The sequence below is a fragment of the Parafrankia soli genome, assembly GCF_001854695.1.
GTDB lineage: Bacteria > Actinomycetota > Actinomycetes > Frankiales > Frankiaceae > Parafrankia > Parafrankia soli.
Window position 1 is genome coordinate 223,990 of sequence record NZ_MAXA01000224.1, and the last position, 16,498, is coordinate 240,487.

Annotated in this window: 11 protein-coding genes; 6 read left to right on the forward strand and 5 right to left on the reverse strand. The window is 70.1% G+C overall.

Annotated elements, in window-relative coordinates; all coding sequences use genetic code 11:
• Positions 1-133: 133 nt before the first annotated feature.
• From BBK14_RS21415 to rpmH, 5 genes are all read right to left on the reverse strand, one after another.
• The gene (locus tag BBK14_RS21415) at positions 134-727 is read right to left on the reverse strand and encodes a Jag family protein (RefSeq protein WP_071065013.1); all 594 of its coding nucleotides are present in this window, start codon (positions 725-727) and stop codon (positions 134-136) included.
• 231 nt (positions 728-958) lie between these two features.
• A complete protein-coding gene (gene yidC, locus BBK14_RS21420) occupies positions 959-2,344 on the reverse strand; it encodes a membrane protein insertase YidC (RefSeq protein ID WP_071065014.1) in 1,386 nt (461 codons plus the stop codon).
• Between the two features lie 12 nt (positions 2,345-2,356).
• Positions 2,357-2,863 carry a membrane protein insertion efficiency factor YidD gene (gene yidD / locus BBK14_RS21425; protein WP_071065015.1) on the reverse strand — a complete coding sequence of 169 codons (507 nt, stop codon included), beginning with the start codon at positions 2,861-2,863 and terminating at the stop codon, positions 2,357-2,359.
• On the reverse strand, positions 2,860-3,225 hold the full coding sequence (rnpA, locus tag BBK14_RS35680; RefSeq protein WP_020464713.1) for a ribonuclease P protein component: 366 nt from the start codon (positions 3,223-3,225) through the stop codon (positions 2,860-2,862). Before rnpA ends, yidD begins: the two co-directional genes overlap by 4 nt.
• A 32-nt stretch (positions 3,226-3,257) precedes the next feature.
• Positions 3,258-3,395: a 50S ribosomal protein L34 gene (gene rpmH, locus BBK14_RS21430; protein ID WP_071065016.1), complete on the reverse strand. Its 138-nt coding sequence runs from the start codon at positions 3,393-3,395 to the stop codon at positions 3,258-3,260.
• Positions 3,396-4,503: 1,108 nt separating this feature from the next.
• Here rpmH and dnaA point away from each other — a divergent pair.
• From dnaA to gyrA, 6 genes are all read left to right on the forward strand, one after another.
• Positions 4,504-6,087, forward strand: coding sequence for a chromosomal replication initiator protein DnaA (dnaA, locus tag BBK14_RS21435; RefSeq protein ID WP_071065017.1), 1,584 nt, complete (start codon positions 4,504-4,506; stop codon positions 6,085-6,087).
• Positions 6,088-8,127: 2,040 nt separating this feature from the next.
• Positions 8,128-9,288: a DNA polymerase III subunit beta gene (dnaN, locus tag BBK14_RS21445; protein WP_071065019.1), complete on the forward strand. Its 1,161-nt coding sequence runs from the start codon at positions 8,128-8,130 to the stop codon at positions 9,286-9,288.
• 1 nt (position 9,289) lies between these two features.
• Positions 9,290-10,666, forward strand: coding sequence for a DNA replication/repair protein RecF (gene recF, locus BBK14_RS21450; RefSeq protein WP_071065020.1), 1,377 nt, complete (start codon positions 9,290-9,292; stop codon positions 10,664-10,666).
• Positions 10,656-11,411 carry a DciA family protein gene (locus BBK14_RS21455; protein WP_241831726.1) on the forward strand — a complete coding sequence of 252 codons (756 nt, stop codon included), beginning with the start codon at positions 10,656-10,658 and terminating at the stop codon, positions 11,409-11,411. The genes recF and BBK14_RS21455 overlap by 11 nt, the downstream gene beginning before the upstream one ends.
• Before the next feature lie 289 nt (positions 11,412-11,700).
• The gene (gene gyrB, locus BBK14_RS21460) at positions 11,701-13,716 is read left to right on the forward strand and encodes a DNA topoisomerase (ATP-hydrolyzing) subunit B (RefSeq protein ID WP_071065021.1); all 2,016 of its coding nucleotides are present in this window, start codon (positions 11,701-11,703) and stop codon (positions 13,714-13,716) included.
• Positions 13,717-13,912: 196 nt separating this feature from the next.
• Positions 13,913-16,426, forward strand: coding sequence for a DNA gyrase subunit A (gyrA, locus tag BBK14_RS21465; protein ID WP_071065022.1), 2,514 nt, complete (start codon positions 13,913-13,915; stop codon positions 16,424-16,426).
• Positions 16,427-16,498: the final 72 nt, after the last annotated feature.

Here is a 16,498-nt window from a genome sequence, read left to right on the forward strand (position 1 = left end):
GCCGTGCATCCGACGTCCAGGGCAGCGGACGCCCACGGCATCACGGCCGCGCACGGTGTCAGAACCGTGCGCGAGCGTCAGATCCGCGGTCGGTTCCCTGCCCCGGACAAGCTCCGGCGACGGTACACGGCCGTCAGTCAGGCAGAACGACGACCCGGCGGGTGGGCTCCTCGCCCTCGGACTCGCTGCGCACGCCGTCGATCGTGGCGATCACGTCGTGCACGACCTTGCGCTCGAAGGGCGTCATCGCGGCCAGCTTCTGGGGCTCGCCGGTGTCGACGACCCGCTCCGCGGCGTTGGTCGCGACCTTCCGCAGCTCGATGCGGCGACGGGCGCGGTGACCGCCCACGTCGAGCATGAGCCGGCTGCGGACACCCGTCTTCTGCAGCACGGCGAGCCGGGTCAGCTCCTGCAGCGCCTCGAGGGTCTCACCGCCGGGCCCGATCAGCTTGTCCAGCCCGTCCCCGACCACGGCGACGACGGCACGCCCGCCCTCGACGTCGAGATCGAGGTCGCCGTCCATGTCGACGATGTCGAGCAGGCCCTCGATGTAGTCGGCCGCGATCTCGCCTTCCTGCTCGAGGTCGGCGAGCCGGCGCTCGTCGGAGCCGTGCGAGCCGTTCGAGCTCGTGGTGTCCTCGACCGCGGTCGTGTCGGCCCCGGCCGTCGGGCCGTCCTCGTTGGCCTCGGGTCCTTCCACGGCCAGGTCAGGTGCCGAACCGGTCATCAGCGTTACTCCAGGGGAAAGGGGGCGGCGATGCCGAGCGTACGGGACGTCCGGGCGCCGCGGGGTCAGCGCGGCGGTTACGGGGGGCAACCGCCCGGGACGAACCGGGGCGTCCAGGCCGGACGGGCCGTCCAGCCCGGACGATGCCTGTGGTCGGGACCGGGACCGATGCCGGGCCAGGCCTCCAGGCGGCGACCGGGCGCTTGGCCGGGCGCGGCAACCGCCAGCTCATCAGCGACGCCCGCCCGGTCGCTTGCCCTTCCCCCGGCGCTTGGCCGGCCGCGACCCACCGGGGGCGCGGCGCATCCCCGCGGGAACCGGCGGCGGAGTGGATCGGGAGGCGCCCTCCGACTCCGCGACACCGTTCGACCGGGACGTGCCCGCTGCCGCCGTCGCCGAACCGGGGGTGGTTTCCCGGCCGGAGTCCGCGATCTCGCTCGTGGCGGCCGCCTTCCCCGCGCCGCCGGCGGCCTCGGCCGTCGTGGCCTTGGGTGTCGTGGCCTTGGGTGTGGCCTTCGATCCGGCTGCCTTGGCCGGGGTCTTCGGCTTGCTGGCGGACGAGCCGGATCGGGAGCGGGTTCCGGGCGGGGCGCTCGACACTCGCTCACCGGAGCCGACAGAGACCCCCGAACCGGAGTCTCGCCCGTTCTCACCCGCCGCCTGGCCGCCAGCGCCGGAATCCGCGCCCTTCGTCAGGGACGTCGTGGCGGGACGGGGACGGCTCTTCGACTTCGCGCCCGCGCGGGCACCCGGGGCAGGCCGGGAGACGGCGGCACCGTCAGTCGGCGCCGTCCGGGCGCCGGGCACCTTGCCGCCCGCACCGAGCGGCTTGATCGGCGGCATCTTCTTGATGACGAAGAACTGCTGCCCCATGCTCCACAGGTTCGTGGTCAGCCAGTACAGCAGCACGGCGATCGGGAACTGGAACCCGAAGATCGCCAGCATGAGCGGCGAACCGTACAGCAGGATCTTCTGGACCATCGCCTGCTGCGGATCGACCGGCCCGGTCCGCGCCATGATCTGACGCTGGGTGAGGAAGGTCGTCGCCCCCATCAGGACGATCAATACGATCGCGAGGATCTTGACGTTCGTCCCGTTCGCGCCCAGGAAGTCCAGCGAATCCTGGGACGAGCCGAACTCGCTCGACAGCGAGATACCCCAGAGCTTCGCCTCGGCGATCTGCTCCACCTGGTCGGCGGACAGACCGACCCGTGGGCGCCACACCAGCGAGCCGCCGGGGCCCTCGTTCATCGGAGCGAGGTGGGTGAAGACGTGGAACAGCGAGATGAACAGCGGGATCTGCAGGAGGATCGGCAGACAGCCGAGCAGCGGATTGCCATGCTCCTTCTGGAGCTTCATGATCTCCGCTTGCATCTGCTGCTTGTCGTGCCCGTACTTCTCCTTGATCTCCTTGATCCGGGGCTGCATCATCTGCATGGTCCGCTGGGACTTCACCTGCTTGACGAACAGCGGGAAGATCAGAATGCGGACGGCGATGACGAGCAGGATGACCGACAACGCCCACGCGAAGAAGCTGTCCGCGCCGAAGATCGGCCCGAGACCCCTGTGGAAGAAGACGATCGCGTTCGCCGCGAGATGATAAAGCGGATCCAACACCAGACTGTCTCCTCACACCCGCGTTCCGCGACGGGAACCGACGATCTCGGAACGCGTCCCCCGGTGGAGGGACGCAGTGCCATGCCCGTGCCTCGTACCCGAGTCGACGGCGCCCACCGGACCCGAGGCCGTCCGGCACCGATCGGTGCCGGGATCGACGGACCCTCCGGGCGCCTCACCGGGCACCGGGTCGTAACCACCCGCGGAAAGCGGCTGGCAGCGCAACAGCCGGCGGATGGCCAACAGGCCACCGATGACGCCGCCGTGGCGGGTCACCGCTGTCAGCGCGTAGGCACTACAGGACGGCTCGAAGCGGCAACAGCCCGCGTTCCGCCCCGACCAGCCGGCCCGGTAGACCCTGACCGCCGCGACGAGGATCCAGGCCAGCGGGCCCCGCACCGCGTCACCGGACGTCCTGGCCAGCGTGGCGAACCTGGCGGACGCCGCGAGGGCGACGAAAACGAGATCGACGAACGCCAGGACGGCGACCGCGATGCCCACGCCGGCGACCGCGCTCATCCCGACCGCGCCGATCGCTGGGGGCGCGGGGAACGGACGGTACGAAAGGCGGAGTCGAGTGAACGGCCGAGATCGGCCGACGACGAACCCGCCGCATCGGGTAACGCCCTGATCAGGACAGCGGTTCCCGGTGGCAGCGAGGACAGCCGTGAGCGCGTCTGCTCGCGCAGCCGCCTGCGGACGCGGTTACGCACCACCGCGTTACCCACCCGGCGGCCGACGACGAACCCGGCTCGAGGCGGGCCGTCCACATCGGTTTGCACGCTGTGGACAACGATTGACCCTGCCCGAACGCGCCGGCCGGAGCGCCCGACAAGGGCGTGTTCCTGCCTGGTACGAACTCGGGAGCCCCGGGGGAGCATGACTGACGGCGGCGGGCGCGCTCACTCCGCCGTCAGGCGGAGAGCTGGCTGCGGCCCTTACTGCGACGGCCGGACAGGATGGCGCGGCCCGCGCGGGTCCGCATCCGGAGCCGGAACCCGTGGGTGCGGGCCCGCCGGCGGTTGTTCGGCTGGAAGGTGCGCTTACTCACGTGAGAACTCCGGAGACACAGGCGGGTGGGAAACCGGCTGGACGCCGGTCGTGGCTGGAACCTTGGTGACGGGACCAGAACCCGGGCGACCGACCGCCAGGAGCCCTCAGCCGAGGAGACCTGTCGCCGGAGCCCACGTCCGTGAGGTCAGGCCCGCGAGATCAGGCCCAGCACAAAGCCAGGCCCACGAGCCGACCGCCGCCGTGGTTCGCCCTAGCCTACACACGATGCCACCAACGCCGGCTCCGTCCGGACCACAGGCCACGACAAGGTTGCCGGACGGACACCGTGGGGGCACCCTGGATCGGGTGCCCCGGGACGGCTGTTAACGTCTGACTCTCTGTCCACAACCCGGTCCGTGAACCGCCTGCCACTCCTCCGACCACGCGGACTCCATGGGCGGACGCTGGCGGACTCCACAGGCAGGGGACCACGCGGGTGGGGGCACCATCACCGACCGGTCTCGCCGGCGCACCCCCTAGAGTGGTCCGCCCAGTGGTCCGCGCGGCTGTCGTCCACTTCGTGGGCCGGTCGCCGACGCCACGCCGGATGCGGTGTCATGTCCATGCACAGGTTGTGGACGACGATGTGGAGAACCGCCTTCGGAGGAGCAGCACGCCGCCCGCGCGCCCGGCGGGTCCGGTGCCCTCACGCCGGGGGTCCACGTCCATCGACCGCGGCGACACGGAACAATCCTCGGCTACACAACAGCCGCGCATCCTGTCACCATCACCCTCTTAACCACCGGGAACCTCTCGACCACCAGCGCACGAACCGGACACGAACCAGACTTGAACCACCGGCGGCACCCGTCCCCGATCAGCCCGCCCGACAGCGTCGTCGGCCGATGGCCGCGTCCACCCGAGCGGCCAGGTCCCGCCGGCACGGCGGCGCCGCCGGCACGGCACTGTCGTCGGCACAGCACCACCACCTGGTCGGGCACCGCACCACCGGCCGGAACCGCCCCACCGCCGGTCGGCAGTGTCGCCGGCCCGACACAGCTGACGCCCACCGACGCAAAGTGACCACAGTGCCAGCCAGCGACTCCGGCTCCCGGCGGTCGTGTGGTCCCGCCCGAGAGCCACGAAGAGCCACAAGGAGCCCCCCTGTGACCGACCTCAGCGCCGACTCCGTCGCCGGTCAGCCGTCCCGGGGAGCCGCGCCCACCTCGGAGCCGGACCTGTCGGCGGTGTGGGAGCAGGCAGTGGCGGGCGTCGCGGACGGGACGCTCTCCGGCCAGCAGCGCGCGTGGCTGAGGCTGACCCGTCCACTCGGCCTCGTCCAGGACACCGCGCTGCTCGCCGCGCCGAACGAGTTCACGAAGGACCTGCTCGACTCCCGGCTGCGACCGTTCCTCTCCACCGCGTTGTCCACGGCCTACGGCCGGGAGATCCGGGTCGCGGTCACCGTCGAGCACACGCCGGACCCGGAACCGATGACCGGTCCCCTCACTCTCCCGGGCACCGACCCCGGCGGCGGCCCCCGCTCGCTCCTCGGAACCGGCCACGAGCTCCGGCCGGGGGAGGAGCACCGAGGCGAGGACCGCCGGAGCGAAGATCGTCTCGACGGACGTCTCGAGGGTCGGGTCGACGGGGCGCCCCCCGGGCGGATGGCCCCGGGCCTGGGCCGCGACCCGTCGCCTCGCCCGTCCGAACCAGCCCGACTCAATCCCCGCTACCTGTTCGAGACCTTCGTCATCGGTGACAGCAACCGCTTCCCACACGCCGCCGCCGTGGCGGTCGCGGAGGCCCCGGCGAAGGCCTACAACCCGCTGTTCATCTACGGTGACTCCGGGCTGGGCAAGACTCACCTGCTGCACGCGATCGGCCACTACACGGTCAAGCTCTATCCTGAGAGCAAGATCAAATATGTGAGCATGGAGGAGTTCACCAACGACTTCATCGCCTCGATCCGCGACGACCGTCAGCTCGCGTTCCAGCGCCGCTACCGCGACATCGACGTCCTGTTGGTGGACGACATCCAGTTCCTCGAGAACAAGGAGCGGACGCAGGAGGAGTTCTTCCACACCTTCAACGTCCTGCACGACACCGAGAAGCAGATCGTCATCAGCTCGGACCGCTCGCCCAAGCAGCTCTCGGCCCTCGAGGACCGCCTGCGCAGCCGATTCGAGTGGGGGCTGATCACCGACGTCACGCCGCCCGACCTCGAGACACGGATCGCCATCCTCTCGAAAAAGGCCGCCACCGAGCGGCTGCCGGTCCCCCCGGACGTCCTCGAGTACATCGCCACACACATCGAGCGCAACATCCGCGAGCTCGAAGGGGCGCTCATCCGGGTCGCGGCGTTCGCCAGCCTGAACAAGTCCCACGTCGACCGCACACTCGCCGAGATCGTGCTGCGCGACCTCATCCCTGACGCGGCCAACCCGGAGATCACCGCCGCGGCCATCATGAACGCCACTGCGGCGTACTTCGGTGTCTCCATGGAGGATCTGTGCGGGACGTCGCGCAGCCGGGTCCTGGTGACAGCCCGTCAGATCGCGATGTACCTCTGCCGTGAGCTCACCGAYCTGTCCCTCCCGAAGATCGGCCAGCACTTCGGCGGACGGGACCACACCACCGTGATGCACGCCAACCGGAAGATCCGCGGTCTGATGGCCGAACGCCGGGCGATCTACAACCAGGTAACCGAACTGACCAACCGCATCCGCGCCCAGGCCCGACACGCCTGACTCTCGATCACTCTCGGCACCCTTCGGTGTRCACACTCTGCATCGACTGAGCCGCTTGGCGTAGCGCCCGGGGGCGGCGGCGCGTCCGGGGGCGGCTTCATCTTTGATCCCGCTCCGGGGCCGGAATCACGTCCGGGGCGGATTCGTCTCGAGGCCCTGGCTCTGGCCGTGGCACCGTGCCCGGCACGTGCCCGCACACCGAACTCCACCTGCCACGGCAGAAACCGGAGCGACCACTTTGTTCGGGTTGAGGTTCTCGCGCTGCCGGGCCGGGGAGGCCGCGTGGGGGCTTTGACACTTTTGCCGGACTTCTGATTTCGGATTTTCCCGAAACTCCTGGCTCGAACGGCTCCGCGCGCAATGCACAGCGCCGGCTGCCGAATCCTCGCGCGACGTGAGCGACCGGCGCATCGCGCCGGATCCCAATCCGGTGTTCGCCCGGGATTCCGACGCGAATGTGTCAGCCAAGCCCGGCCCGCCGCGACACCCTTGCATCGTCCGACCGTTCCGCTGCGACCACCGAGTCCGACGGAAACCCCCGCAAGACGACATGCAGACCACAACCAACACCGCACGAACCCCGAGCCGCGTCGTGCAGGCCTCGAGCGGCCGGGGAGTCGGCGAGTCGCGGGGACACGGGGACACTGGGCGGACACAGGGCCGCCGGACACGGGAGCCGAACCGACACGAACATTCGACGCGCTAGGGCTGGGCGGAGGAAATCCCACAGTCCGGGCCGGCCAGTGCACTGGTGTCCACGCGCGTCCAGGCCCGGGCGCGACTCCGAGTGCACATCGGCGTTCGGGTCCGGTGCTCGTCCAGTGCGCATCCGGCTCCGCGTCCGGGGCGGTTCAGCCTGCGTTCAGGTTCGAGCTCGAGTCCGGTCCGGGCCCGGTCCGAACAGACGTCTGGCCGGAGTCTGAGTCCTGTCCGAGCGGGGGTGCCGATCCGAGTCCGCATCCGAGCGGGGCGTTCTCGGTCGGCGCTGCGAGCGGAGGACCGAGTCGGCGGAGAACGGGTGGGGTGACCGAAACGGTTGAGAGCCCACTGCGTGGCATTCACCCACAGCTTGTGGAAAAGGCTGTGGATAACAGGTGATTCCCGACCTGCGAAGAACCGGAGTCGACCGCTCGAGCGCGGCGGGCCGATCGTCGAGCGGGTTCCAGGCGGACTCCAAGTGGCCTTCGAAGCTGGGGACAGTGGCCTCGTAACCTGTGGGTAGCCAGTGGATGAACGTGTGTACAGCCTGTGTGCATCTGAGGGTCACCTGTGGAATCGATCAAGCCCTGGGGATAAACCCCTTGATCATCCACATCGGCACCCCCAGGATGCGCACAGGGCCTCAGCGGGTCTGACCTGGGAAAACGGCCGTTTTCCACAGTTTCCACAGCCCCTACTACTACTACGAACTAGATCTTCTTCAGAGAGATCAAAACCTCGAAGCAGTAGGAGCTGGGGACAACCTCAAATTTCGATCATGGTGTGGCCTGGCTGCCCGAAGCGAGCGCACGGAGCGATGCGGCCGCTGCCCTCGGTCAGTCGCCTCCCCGTCGGGGCATCCCGCGAAACCTCGACCGCCGTCCGGGAGTCGTTCCTCCGCTGCGCGGCACGTGGACGGATCACCGACGCGGGTCCGCACGACCAGCGCCACCGATGCGACCGGTGGCATCAGCGCGACCTGTGTGGCCCCTGGCGAGATACGGAAGATCACCCCGGACACCCCGGACGCGGGTGACCTTCAGGCGCCACCGCGACGGTCAGCCGTCCGGTCTGCTCGCGCGGATCTTCGATCGGCCGGTGCGGGGGGTGTGCCCGGTCGTCGAGCCCGGTGTGCCACCCTCGGAACACAGACCACCCACCGCCCGCTCGTGGCGCTCTGGGATGCTGGATCGGGTCAGGCTGGTGCTCGACTGCCCGCTCCCTGCCGACGAGGCGGGCGGCGCGCGTCAGGTGTTCGGCTCGGCGTAGCTATGCCGGTGATGTCAAGTTCCGCGAGCGGCCGTGGGAACGGCCACCGAGGGACGACGGGAGGACATGTCCATGAGGTTCCGCGTGGAACGGGACGAATTCACCGACGCGGTGGCCTGGACGGCCCGCACCCTGCCGAGCCGGGCGACCACGCAGTTGCAGGTCCTGGCCGGCCTGCTGCTCGACGCCACCGGTCCGGCGCTCAAGGTCGCCGCGTTCGACTACGAGGTCGCCGCGCAGGGTGAGCTGGACGCCACCGTCACCGAAGAGGGCCGGGGCCTGGTCAACGGCAAGATGCTCGCGGACATCACCCGCTCCCTGCCCGCGGCGCCGGTCGACGTCCACGTTGACGGCACCCGCCTCGTCGTCGCCTGCGGCAACGCCCGGTTCGCACTACCGATGCTGCCCGTCGACGACTACCCCACCCTGCCGCCGATGCCGGAGATCACCGGGCACATCGAGGGCGCCGCGTTCGGCAGTGCCGTCGCGCAGGTCGCCGTAGCCGCGGGCCGTGACGACACCCTGCCGGTCCTCACCGGCGTGCGTCTCGAGATCAACGGCGACACGCTCACCCTCGCCGCTACCGACCGTTACCGCCTCGCCGTGCGCACGCTCAAGTGGCGCCCTGCGAGCCCCGATGCGTCCGGCGTCGCGCTCGTCCCGGCCCGCACCCTGCTCGACACGGCGAAGAGCCTGTCCGGCTCGGGCGTCGAGGTCGCCGTCGCGCTCGGCACCGGTCCCTCCGGGGAGACGCTCGCCGGTTTCGCCGGCAACACCCGCCAGACCACCACGCGTCTGCTCGAGGGCACCTTCCCGCCCTACCGCAAGTTGCTGCCCGACARCTCACCGCTGATCGCCCAGCTCGAGATAGCTCCCCTCACCGAGGCGGTCAAGCGCGTCGCGCTCGTCGCGGCCCGCACCGCCCCGGTGCAGCTGACGTTCACCCCCGACCACCTCGTCCTCGAGGCAGGTACCGGCGGCGAGGCCCAGGCGTCCGAGACTCTGCCCGTCACCTATGACGGGCCTGAACTCACGGTCGCCTTCAACCCCGCCTACCTGCTCGACGCCCTCGGCGCGCTCGAGTCCGACATCGTCCGGATCGGGTTCGCCAGCGCCGAGGACGCCGCGCTTGCCGCGAGCAAGCCCGCGATCCTCACCGGCAAGGGCGGCGACGACCAGACCGAGATCCCCGACTACCGCTACCTGCTGATGCCGATCCGACTCAACGGGTGACGTGCATCTCACCCACCTGTCCCTGACCGACTTCCGCTCGTATGCCCGGCTGGACCTCGTCCTCGAGCCAGGTGTCACGACGTTCGTGGGTTCGAACGGTCAGGGCAAGACGAACCTGATCGAAGCGATCGGATTCGTCGCCACGTTGGGTAGCCATCGTGTCGCGAACGATGCTCCGCTCGTCCGCGAGGGGTGCGGGCAGGCCGTTGTTCGGGCCCGGATCGTGCGCGGTGACCGGGCCGCGCTGGTCGAGATGCAGATCGTGCCCGGGAAGGCGAACAGGGTCCGCCTGAACCGCGCCCCAGTGGCCCGGGCCCGCGACGTGGCGGGACTGCTCGCCACGGTCCTTTTCGCCCCGGAGGACCTCGCGCTGGTGAAGGGCGACCCGGCCGAGCGGCGGCGGTTCCTCGACGACCTGCTGGTCGCGCGGTCGCCGCGGATGGCGGCGGTGCAGTCCGACTACGACCGGGTGCTCAAGCAGCGCTCGGCGCTCCTGCGGTCGGCGGGAGCCGCCCGCCGCGCCGGTGGCCGGGGCGACCTGCGCACGCTCGACGTCTGGGACAGGCATCTCGCCGACCACGGCGCGGAGCTGCTCGCGGCCCGCCTGGCGCTGGTCGAGGAGCTGCGGCCGCGGGTCGAGAGCGCCTACGCCGCGGTCGCGGGCCAGGACGCGCCCACCGGCATCGAGTACCGCTCGACCGTGACGCTCGATTCGTCACCCGATCGGGCCTTGTCGCCAGGCCGAGCTGGCCTGGGCGAGCCGGACGGGGACGCCGGCCGGAACGGAACCGGCGCCAGCCCGAATCACCCGAGTGGCTCGGGTGACCCCGCGAGCGGGAACGGCGGCGCGGGCGACACCGAGGTCGGCGACACCGAGGTCGGCGACACCGGGACTGGCCGCGCGGGTGACGGTCGCACGGAAGCCGGCCGCGCAGAGGTCGGCCATGGGGGAGGTGCCGTCGGCGGCGCGGCGACTCGGGTGGCGCTCGAAGAGGCGATCCTCGCCGGTCTCGCGGCGGTGCGCACCCAGGAGATCGAGCGCGGTGTGACGCTGGTCGGTCCACATCGTGACGATCTGCTGTTGTCAGTGAACGGGCGGCCGGCGCGTGGCTATGCCAGCCACGGCGAGTCCTGGTCGCTGGCGCTCGCGCTGCGGCTGGCCTCGTTCGAACTGCTCCGCGCGGACGACCGGGAACCGGTGCTGCTGCTCGACGACGTGTTCGCGGAGCTGGACACCCGCCGTCGCGTGCGGCTGGCCGCCCTGGTCGCTGACGCCGAGCAGGTACTCGTGACCGCGGCGGTCGACGCGGATGTGCCGGCGGAGCTTGCCGGTGTGCGCTTCGAGGTGGTCTCCGGGGAGGTGTGCCGTGCCGGCTGACGGACTGGCCGACGGACCAGCCGACCGCGCGGGAATGTTCCCGCCGACCGCGCGGCCTCCGGTGTCCGGGCCGACAGGGCGCGATTCGTCGGCGCCCTCGCGGGCGAAGCCGCCTGCGGCGTCCGCGGCGTCCGCGGCGGGAACGCCGCGCGCGCAGGCGCCGCAGGCCGTTCCTGACGCAGGCTCGCCCGCGGTGCGCGGGGCCGATCTCGCCCGGCAGATGCTCGCGCGGGCGAAACAGGACGCGCGAGCGCGGGGGACGACCCGCCCAGGTGGCGGGGCGGGTGACGGCAGTGGCGGTGCGGCCGGGCGTCGTAGGCGGGATGACTCCGGCGATCCGCCCGCGCGCCAACGGCTGCCGGGCATCGCCGCGCCGGGCCGGGAGTGGCGGACGCCGATGAACTTCGGTTCGGCCGTCGCGCGCCTCGTCGCCGAGCGCGGCTGGCAGACGCGGGCGACTGACGCTTCGGTACTGGCGCGGTGGGATGTCCTGGTGGGGCCGAACATCGCGGCGCACTGTTCCCCGGTCTCGTTGCGGGACGGGGAACTGGAGCTGGTCGCCGAGTCGACGGCCTGGGCAACGCAGCTGCGCATGCTCTCCCGGCAGATTCTCGGCATTCTCCGCAAGGAACTCGGGCCGCACGTCGTCCGGCGCATCACGGTGCGGGGCCCGGCCGCACCGTCATGGAACCACGGCGGCATGTACGCGTCGGGCGGCCGTGGCCCGCGGGACACATACGGATGACGGACCAGCTCCCGGCGCATCCCGGAGATCACGCCGAGGGCCACCCCGGCCAAGTCGGAAGGGTGCTGGCGGGCCCGGAAACGGGTCCGCGGGGCCGCCGGGACGCGGCTTCAGTCGCCCGCCGGTCGCAGAGGCGCGCAAGACTGCGGGCGGCGCGGAGCCGGTAGGGGAGGTCACCGGGTCGAAGTTCGGGGCCCTGCGCACGGCTGAGACGGCACCTTGCGTCCGTTGCGGCGGGTTGCCAGGTAGACTGAGTGGTACTTCCGTCCAGAACGAGGGGACCTGCCGCGTGGCCTACGACGCTAGTTCGATCAAGGTTCTCGAGGGTCTCGAAGCGGTACGCAAGCGCCCCGGCATGTACATCGGCTCCACCGGGGAACGGGGCCTGCACCACCTGGTCTACGAGGTCGTGGACAACGCGGTGGACGAGGCGCTCGCTGGCTACTGTGACACGATCAGCGTGACCCTGCTGGCCGACGGCGGCGTACGCGTCACGGACAACGGCCGCGGGATCCCGGTCGGCGAACACCCCGTCAAGAAGATCCCGACCGTCGAGCTGGTGCTCACCACGCTGCACGCCGGCGGCAAGTTCGACGGCGAGTCGTACGCGGTCTCCGGTGGTCTGCACGGTGTCGGCGTGAGCGTCGTGAACGCGCTCTCGACCCGGCTCGACGTCGAGATCCAGACCGAGGGCCACAGCTGGTTCCAGCCCTACGAGAACTCCCGTCCCGCGCGGCCGCTGGCGCAGACCGGCACGTCGAAGAAGACCGGTACGACCATCACGTTCTGGGCCGACCCCACGATTTTCGAAACCACCACGTACAAGTACGAGACGCTCTTCCGCCGCCTCCAGGAGATGGCGTTCCTGAACAAGGGCCTGTCCATCACCCTGCGGGACGAGCGCGGCAAGGCCACGGCCCCGGCCACGACCACGGTCACGGTCACGGTCACGGAGGAGCCGACCGAGGCCGCCAAGCCGGTCGAGGCAGTCGAGCCGACCGAGGTCACGTTCAAGTACGACAACGGCCTGGTCGACTTCGTCGGTCACCTCAACGCGACCAAGGACGCGGTCCACCGCAGCGTCATCTCGCTGGAGTCCAAGGGCACGGGCATCGAGGCCGAGCTCGCGATGCAGTGGAACTCCGGCTACAACGAGTCGGTCTACACCTTCGCGAACACGATCAACACCCACGAGGGCGGAACCCACGAAGAGGGCTTCCGTGCTGCCCTCACCAGCGCGGTCAACGCCTACGCGAAGGACCAGAACCTCCTCAAGCCGGTCAAGGCCGGTTCGAAGAACTCCGACGAGCGGCTCTCCGGCGACGACATCCGGGAGGGCCTCACCGCGATCATCTCGGTGAAGCTCGCGCAGCCGCAGTTCGAGGGCCAGACCAAGACGAAGCTCGGCAACACCGAGGCCAAGAAGTTCGTCCAGGAGATGTGCTACTCGGCGCTCAAGGACTGGTTCGAGGTCAACCGCACCGAGGCCCGCTCGATCGTCAGCAAGGCGCTCGACGCGCAGCGCGCCCGCATCGCCGCCCGCCAGGCCCGTGACCTCACCCGGCGCAAGGGCCTGCTCGGCGGGACGGGCCTGCCCGGCAAGCTCGCCGACTGCCAGTTCACCGACCCCGAGCGGTGCGAGCTGTACATCGTCGAGGGTGACTCGGCGGGCGGCTCGGCCAAGGGCGGTCGTGACTCGAAGTTCCAGGCGATCCTGCCGCTGCGCGGGAAGATCCTGAACGTGGAGAAGGCCCGCATCGACCGGGTTCTGAAGAACACCGAGGTCCAGGCGCTCATCCAGGCGTTGGGCTGCGGTATCCACGACGACTTCGACATCGCCAAGCTGCGCTATCACAAGATCGTGCTGATGGCGGACGCCGATGTCGACGGCCAGCACATCCGCACACTGCTGCTCACCCTGCTGTTCCGGTTCATGCGCCCGCTTGTCGAGGCCGGGCACGTCTTCCTCGCGCAGCCCCCGCTCTACAAGATCAAGTGGGGTCGTGAGGACTGGGAGTACGCCTACTCCGACCGGGAGCGCGACGGCCTGCTCGAACAGGGCGTCGAGGCCGGCCGCAAACTGCCCAAGGACGCGATCCAGCGATTCAAGGGTCTCGGCGAGATGAACGCCACCGAGCTCTGGGACACCACCATGGACCCGGACAAGCGGATCCTGCTCCAGGTGACGCTCGACGACGCCGCTGTCGCCGACGAACTGTTCTCGGTCCTGATGGGCGAGGACGTCGACGCGCGGCGCAGCTTCATCCAGCGCAACGCGAAGGACGTGCGCTTCCTGGACATCTGAGCCAGCCTGCGCTGGGGCGGGTCCGGGCTGACCGGGCCGATCGACCCGTCCCGGCAGCCTGGCACATCGACTCCGATCCCGGCGGACCTGCGAGTGAGCGGCCCGCGGAAGGCGTGGCCCGGACCGGGCCATCCCCGCGACCCGGCGCCCGGCCCGCCCCAGCCGACTCATCGCCCCCACTGCCTGGAAGGACCCCGTGGTCGACGTCCTACCCCCGCCCCCCGGCGACCGCATCGAACCCATCGGCATCGAAGTCGAGATGCAGCGGTCGTACCTCGACTACGCCATGTCCGTCATCGTCGGCCGTGCCCTGCCGGAGGTGCGTGACGGGTTGAAGCCCGTCCACCGCAGGGTCCTGTACGCGATGTACGACGGCGGTTACCGGCCTGACCGGGGGTACTTCAAGTGCTCCCGCGTCGTCGGTGACGTCATGGGTAACTACCACCCGCACGGCGACTCGGCGATCTACGACACGCTCGTCCGCCTCGCCCAGCCGTGGTCGCTGCGTTACCCACTGGTCGACGGTAACGGCAACTTCGGCTCACCGGGCAACGACCCGCCCGCCGCCATGCGGTACACCGAGGCCCGGATGGYGCCGCTGGCCATGGAGATGCTGCGCGACATCGACCAGGAGACGGTCGACTTCGCGCCGAACTACGACGGCCGCTCACAGGAGCCGCTCGTCCTGCCCAGTCGCTTCCCCAACCTGTTGGTGAACGGCGCGGGCGGCATCGCCGTCGGCATGGCGACCAACATCCCGCCGCACAACCTGGTTGAGGTCGCCAAGGGCGTCCAGTGGGCACTGGATCACCCGGATGCCACCGCCGAGGAGCTGCTCGAGGCGCTCCTCGGCATCATCAAGGGCCCGGACTTCCCGACCCACGGCCTGATCGTCGGGCGCAACGGCATCGAGGATGCCTACCGCACCGGTCGCGGCAGCATCCGGATGCGCGCCGTCGTCAACGTCGAGGAGAACAAGGGCCGGACCCAGCTCGTCGTCACCGAGCTGCCGTACCAGGTCAACCCGGACAACCTCGCCGAGAAGATCGCCGAGCTCGTCCGGGACAACAAGGTCACCGGCATCTCGGACGTCCGTGACGAGACGTCCGCGCGCATCGGGCAGCGGCTCGTCATCGACCTCAAGCGCGACGCCGTCGCCAAGGTCGTGCTGAACAACCTGTACAAGCACACCCAGCTGCAGGACACCTTCGGCGTCAACATGCTGGCGATCGTCGACGGCGTGCCGCGCACCCTGCGCCTCGACCAGATGATCTCCTACTACGTCGAGCACCAGGTCGACGTGATCGTCCGGCGGACCCGCTACCAGCTGCGCAAGGCCCGCGAGCGGCTGCACGTCCTCGACGGTCTGCTGATCGCGCTCGACCACCTGGACGAGGTCATCGCCCTCATCCGCAACGCGGAGTCGGCGGAGGTCGCACGCGGCCAGCTCATGGAGCGCTTCTCGCTCTCCGAGATCCAGGCCACCGCGATCCTCGACATGCAGCTGCGCCGCCTGGCGTTCCTCGAGCGTCAGCGCATCATCGACGAGGCCGCCGAGCTGCGCGCCAAGATCGACGAGCTGGAGGCGATCCTCGCCTCGCCGGCGCGGCAGCGCGAGATCATCGGTCAGGAGCTGGCCGAGGTCGTCGAGAAGTTCGGCGACGAGCGGCGGACGCGGCTCGTCCCGTTCGAGGGCGACATGTCCGTCGAGGACCTCATCGCCCGCGAGGACGTCGTCGTCACGGTGACCCGCGGCGGGTATGCCAAGCGGACCAAGACCGACCTCTACCGCTCGCAGAAGCGCGGCGGCAAGGGCGTGCAGGGCGCGGCGCTGCGCGAGGACGACATCGTCGAGCACTTCTTCGTCACGACGACGCACCACTGGCTGCTGTTCTTCACCAACAAGGGCCGGGTCTACCGGGCGAAGGCGCACGAGCTGCCCGAGCAGGCGCGCAGCGCCAAGGGGCAGCACGTCGCGAACATCCTCGCCTTCAGCCAGGACGAGCGGATCGCCGAGGTGATGGCGATCCAGGACTACCAGGCCGCCCCCTACCTGGTGCTCGCCACCAAGCGCGGCCTGTGCAAGAAGACGGCGCTGACCGACTTCGACTCCAACCGCGCCGGCGGCCTGGTCGCCATCAACCTGCGCGACGACGACGAGCTGATTTCCGCCCGTCTCGTCGCTCCCGGTGACGACCTGCTGCTGGTCAGCCGCAACGCCCAGTCCATCCGATTCCACGCCGACGACGAGCAGCTGCGGCCGATGGGACGGGCGACGTCCGGCGTGATCGGCATGCGGTTCGACGATGCCGACGAACTGCTCTCGATGGACGTCGTCATGCCGGAGAGCCCCGCGGATCTGCTGGTCGCGACCAGCGGCGGCTACGCGAAGCGGACGCCGCTCGCCGAGTACCCCATCCAGGGCCGAGGCGGCAAGGGGGTCCTCACGGCGAAGATCGTGTCGACCCGGGGCGGTCTGGTCGGGGCGCTCGTCGTGGAGCCGAACGACCAGCTCTACGCCATCACATCCAATGGCGGTGTGTTGCGTACCGTAGCGAAGGATGTTCGCCGGGCACAACGGCAGACGATGGGCGTACGGCTCATCGACCTGGAGGCCGGTGTGCAGGTGGTCGGTGTGGCGCGCAATGCTGATGCCAACGACAGTGACGGCGACGGCGAGACCGCCGGGTCGGACGGCACGGCGGGCTGAAGCCGGTGACGTGACGTCCCGGGCGGCCACGGCGCGCGTCGTCGGTGGCACGCCAGGACCACGGGCGTGAAG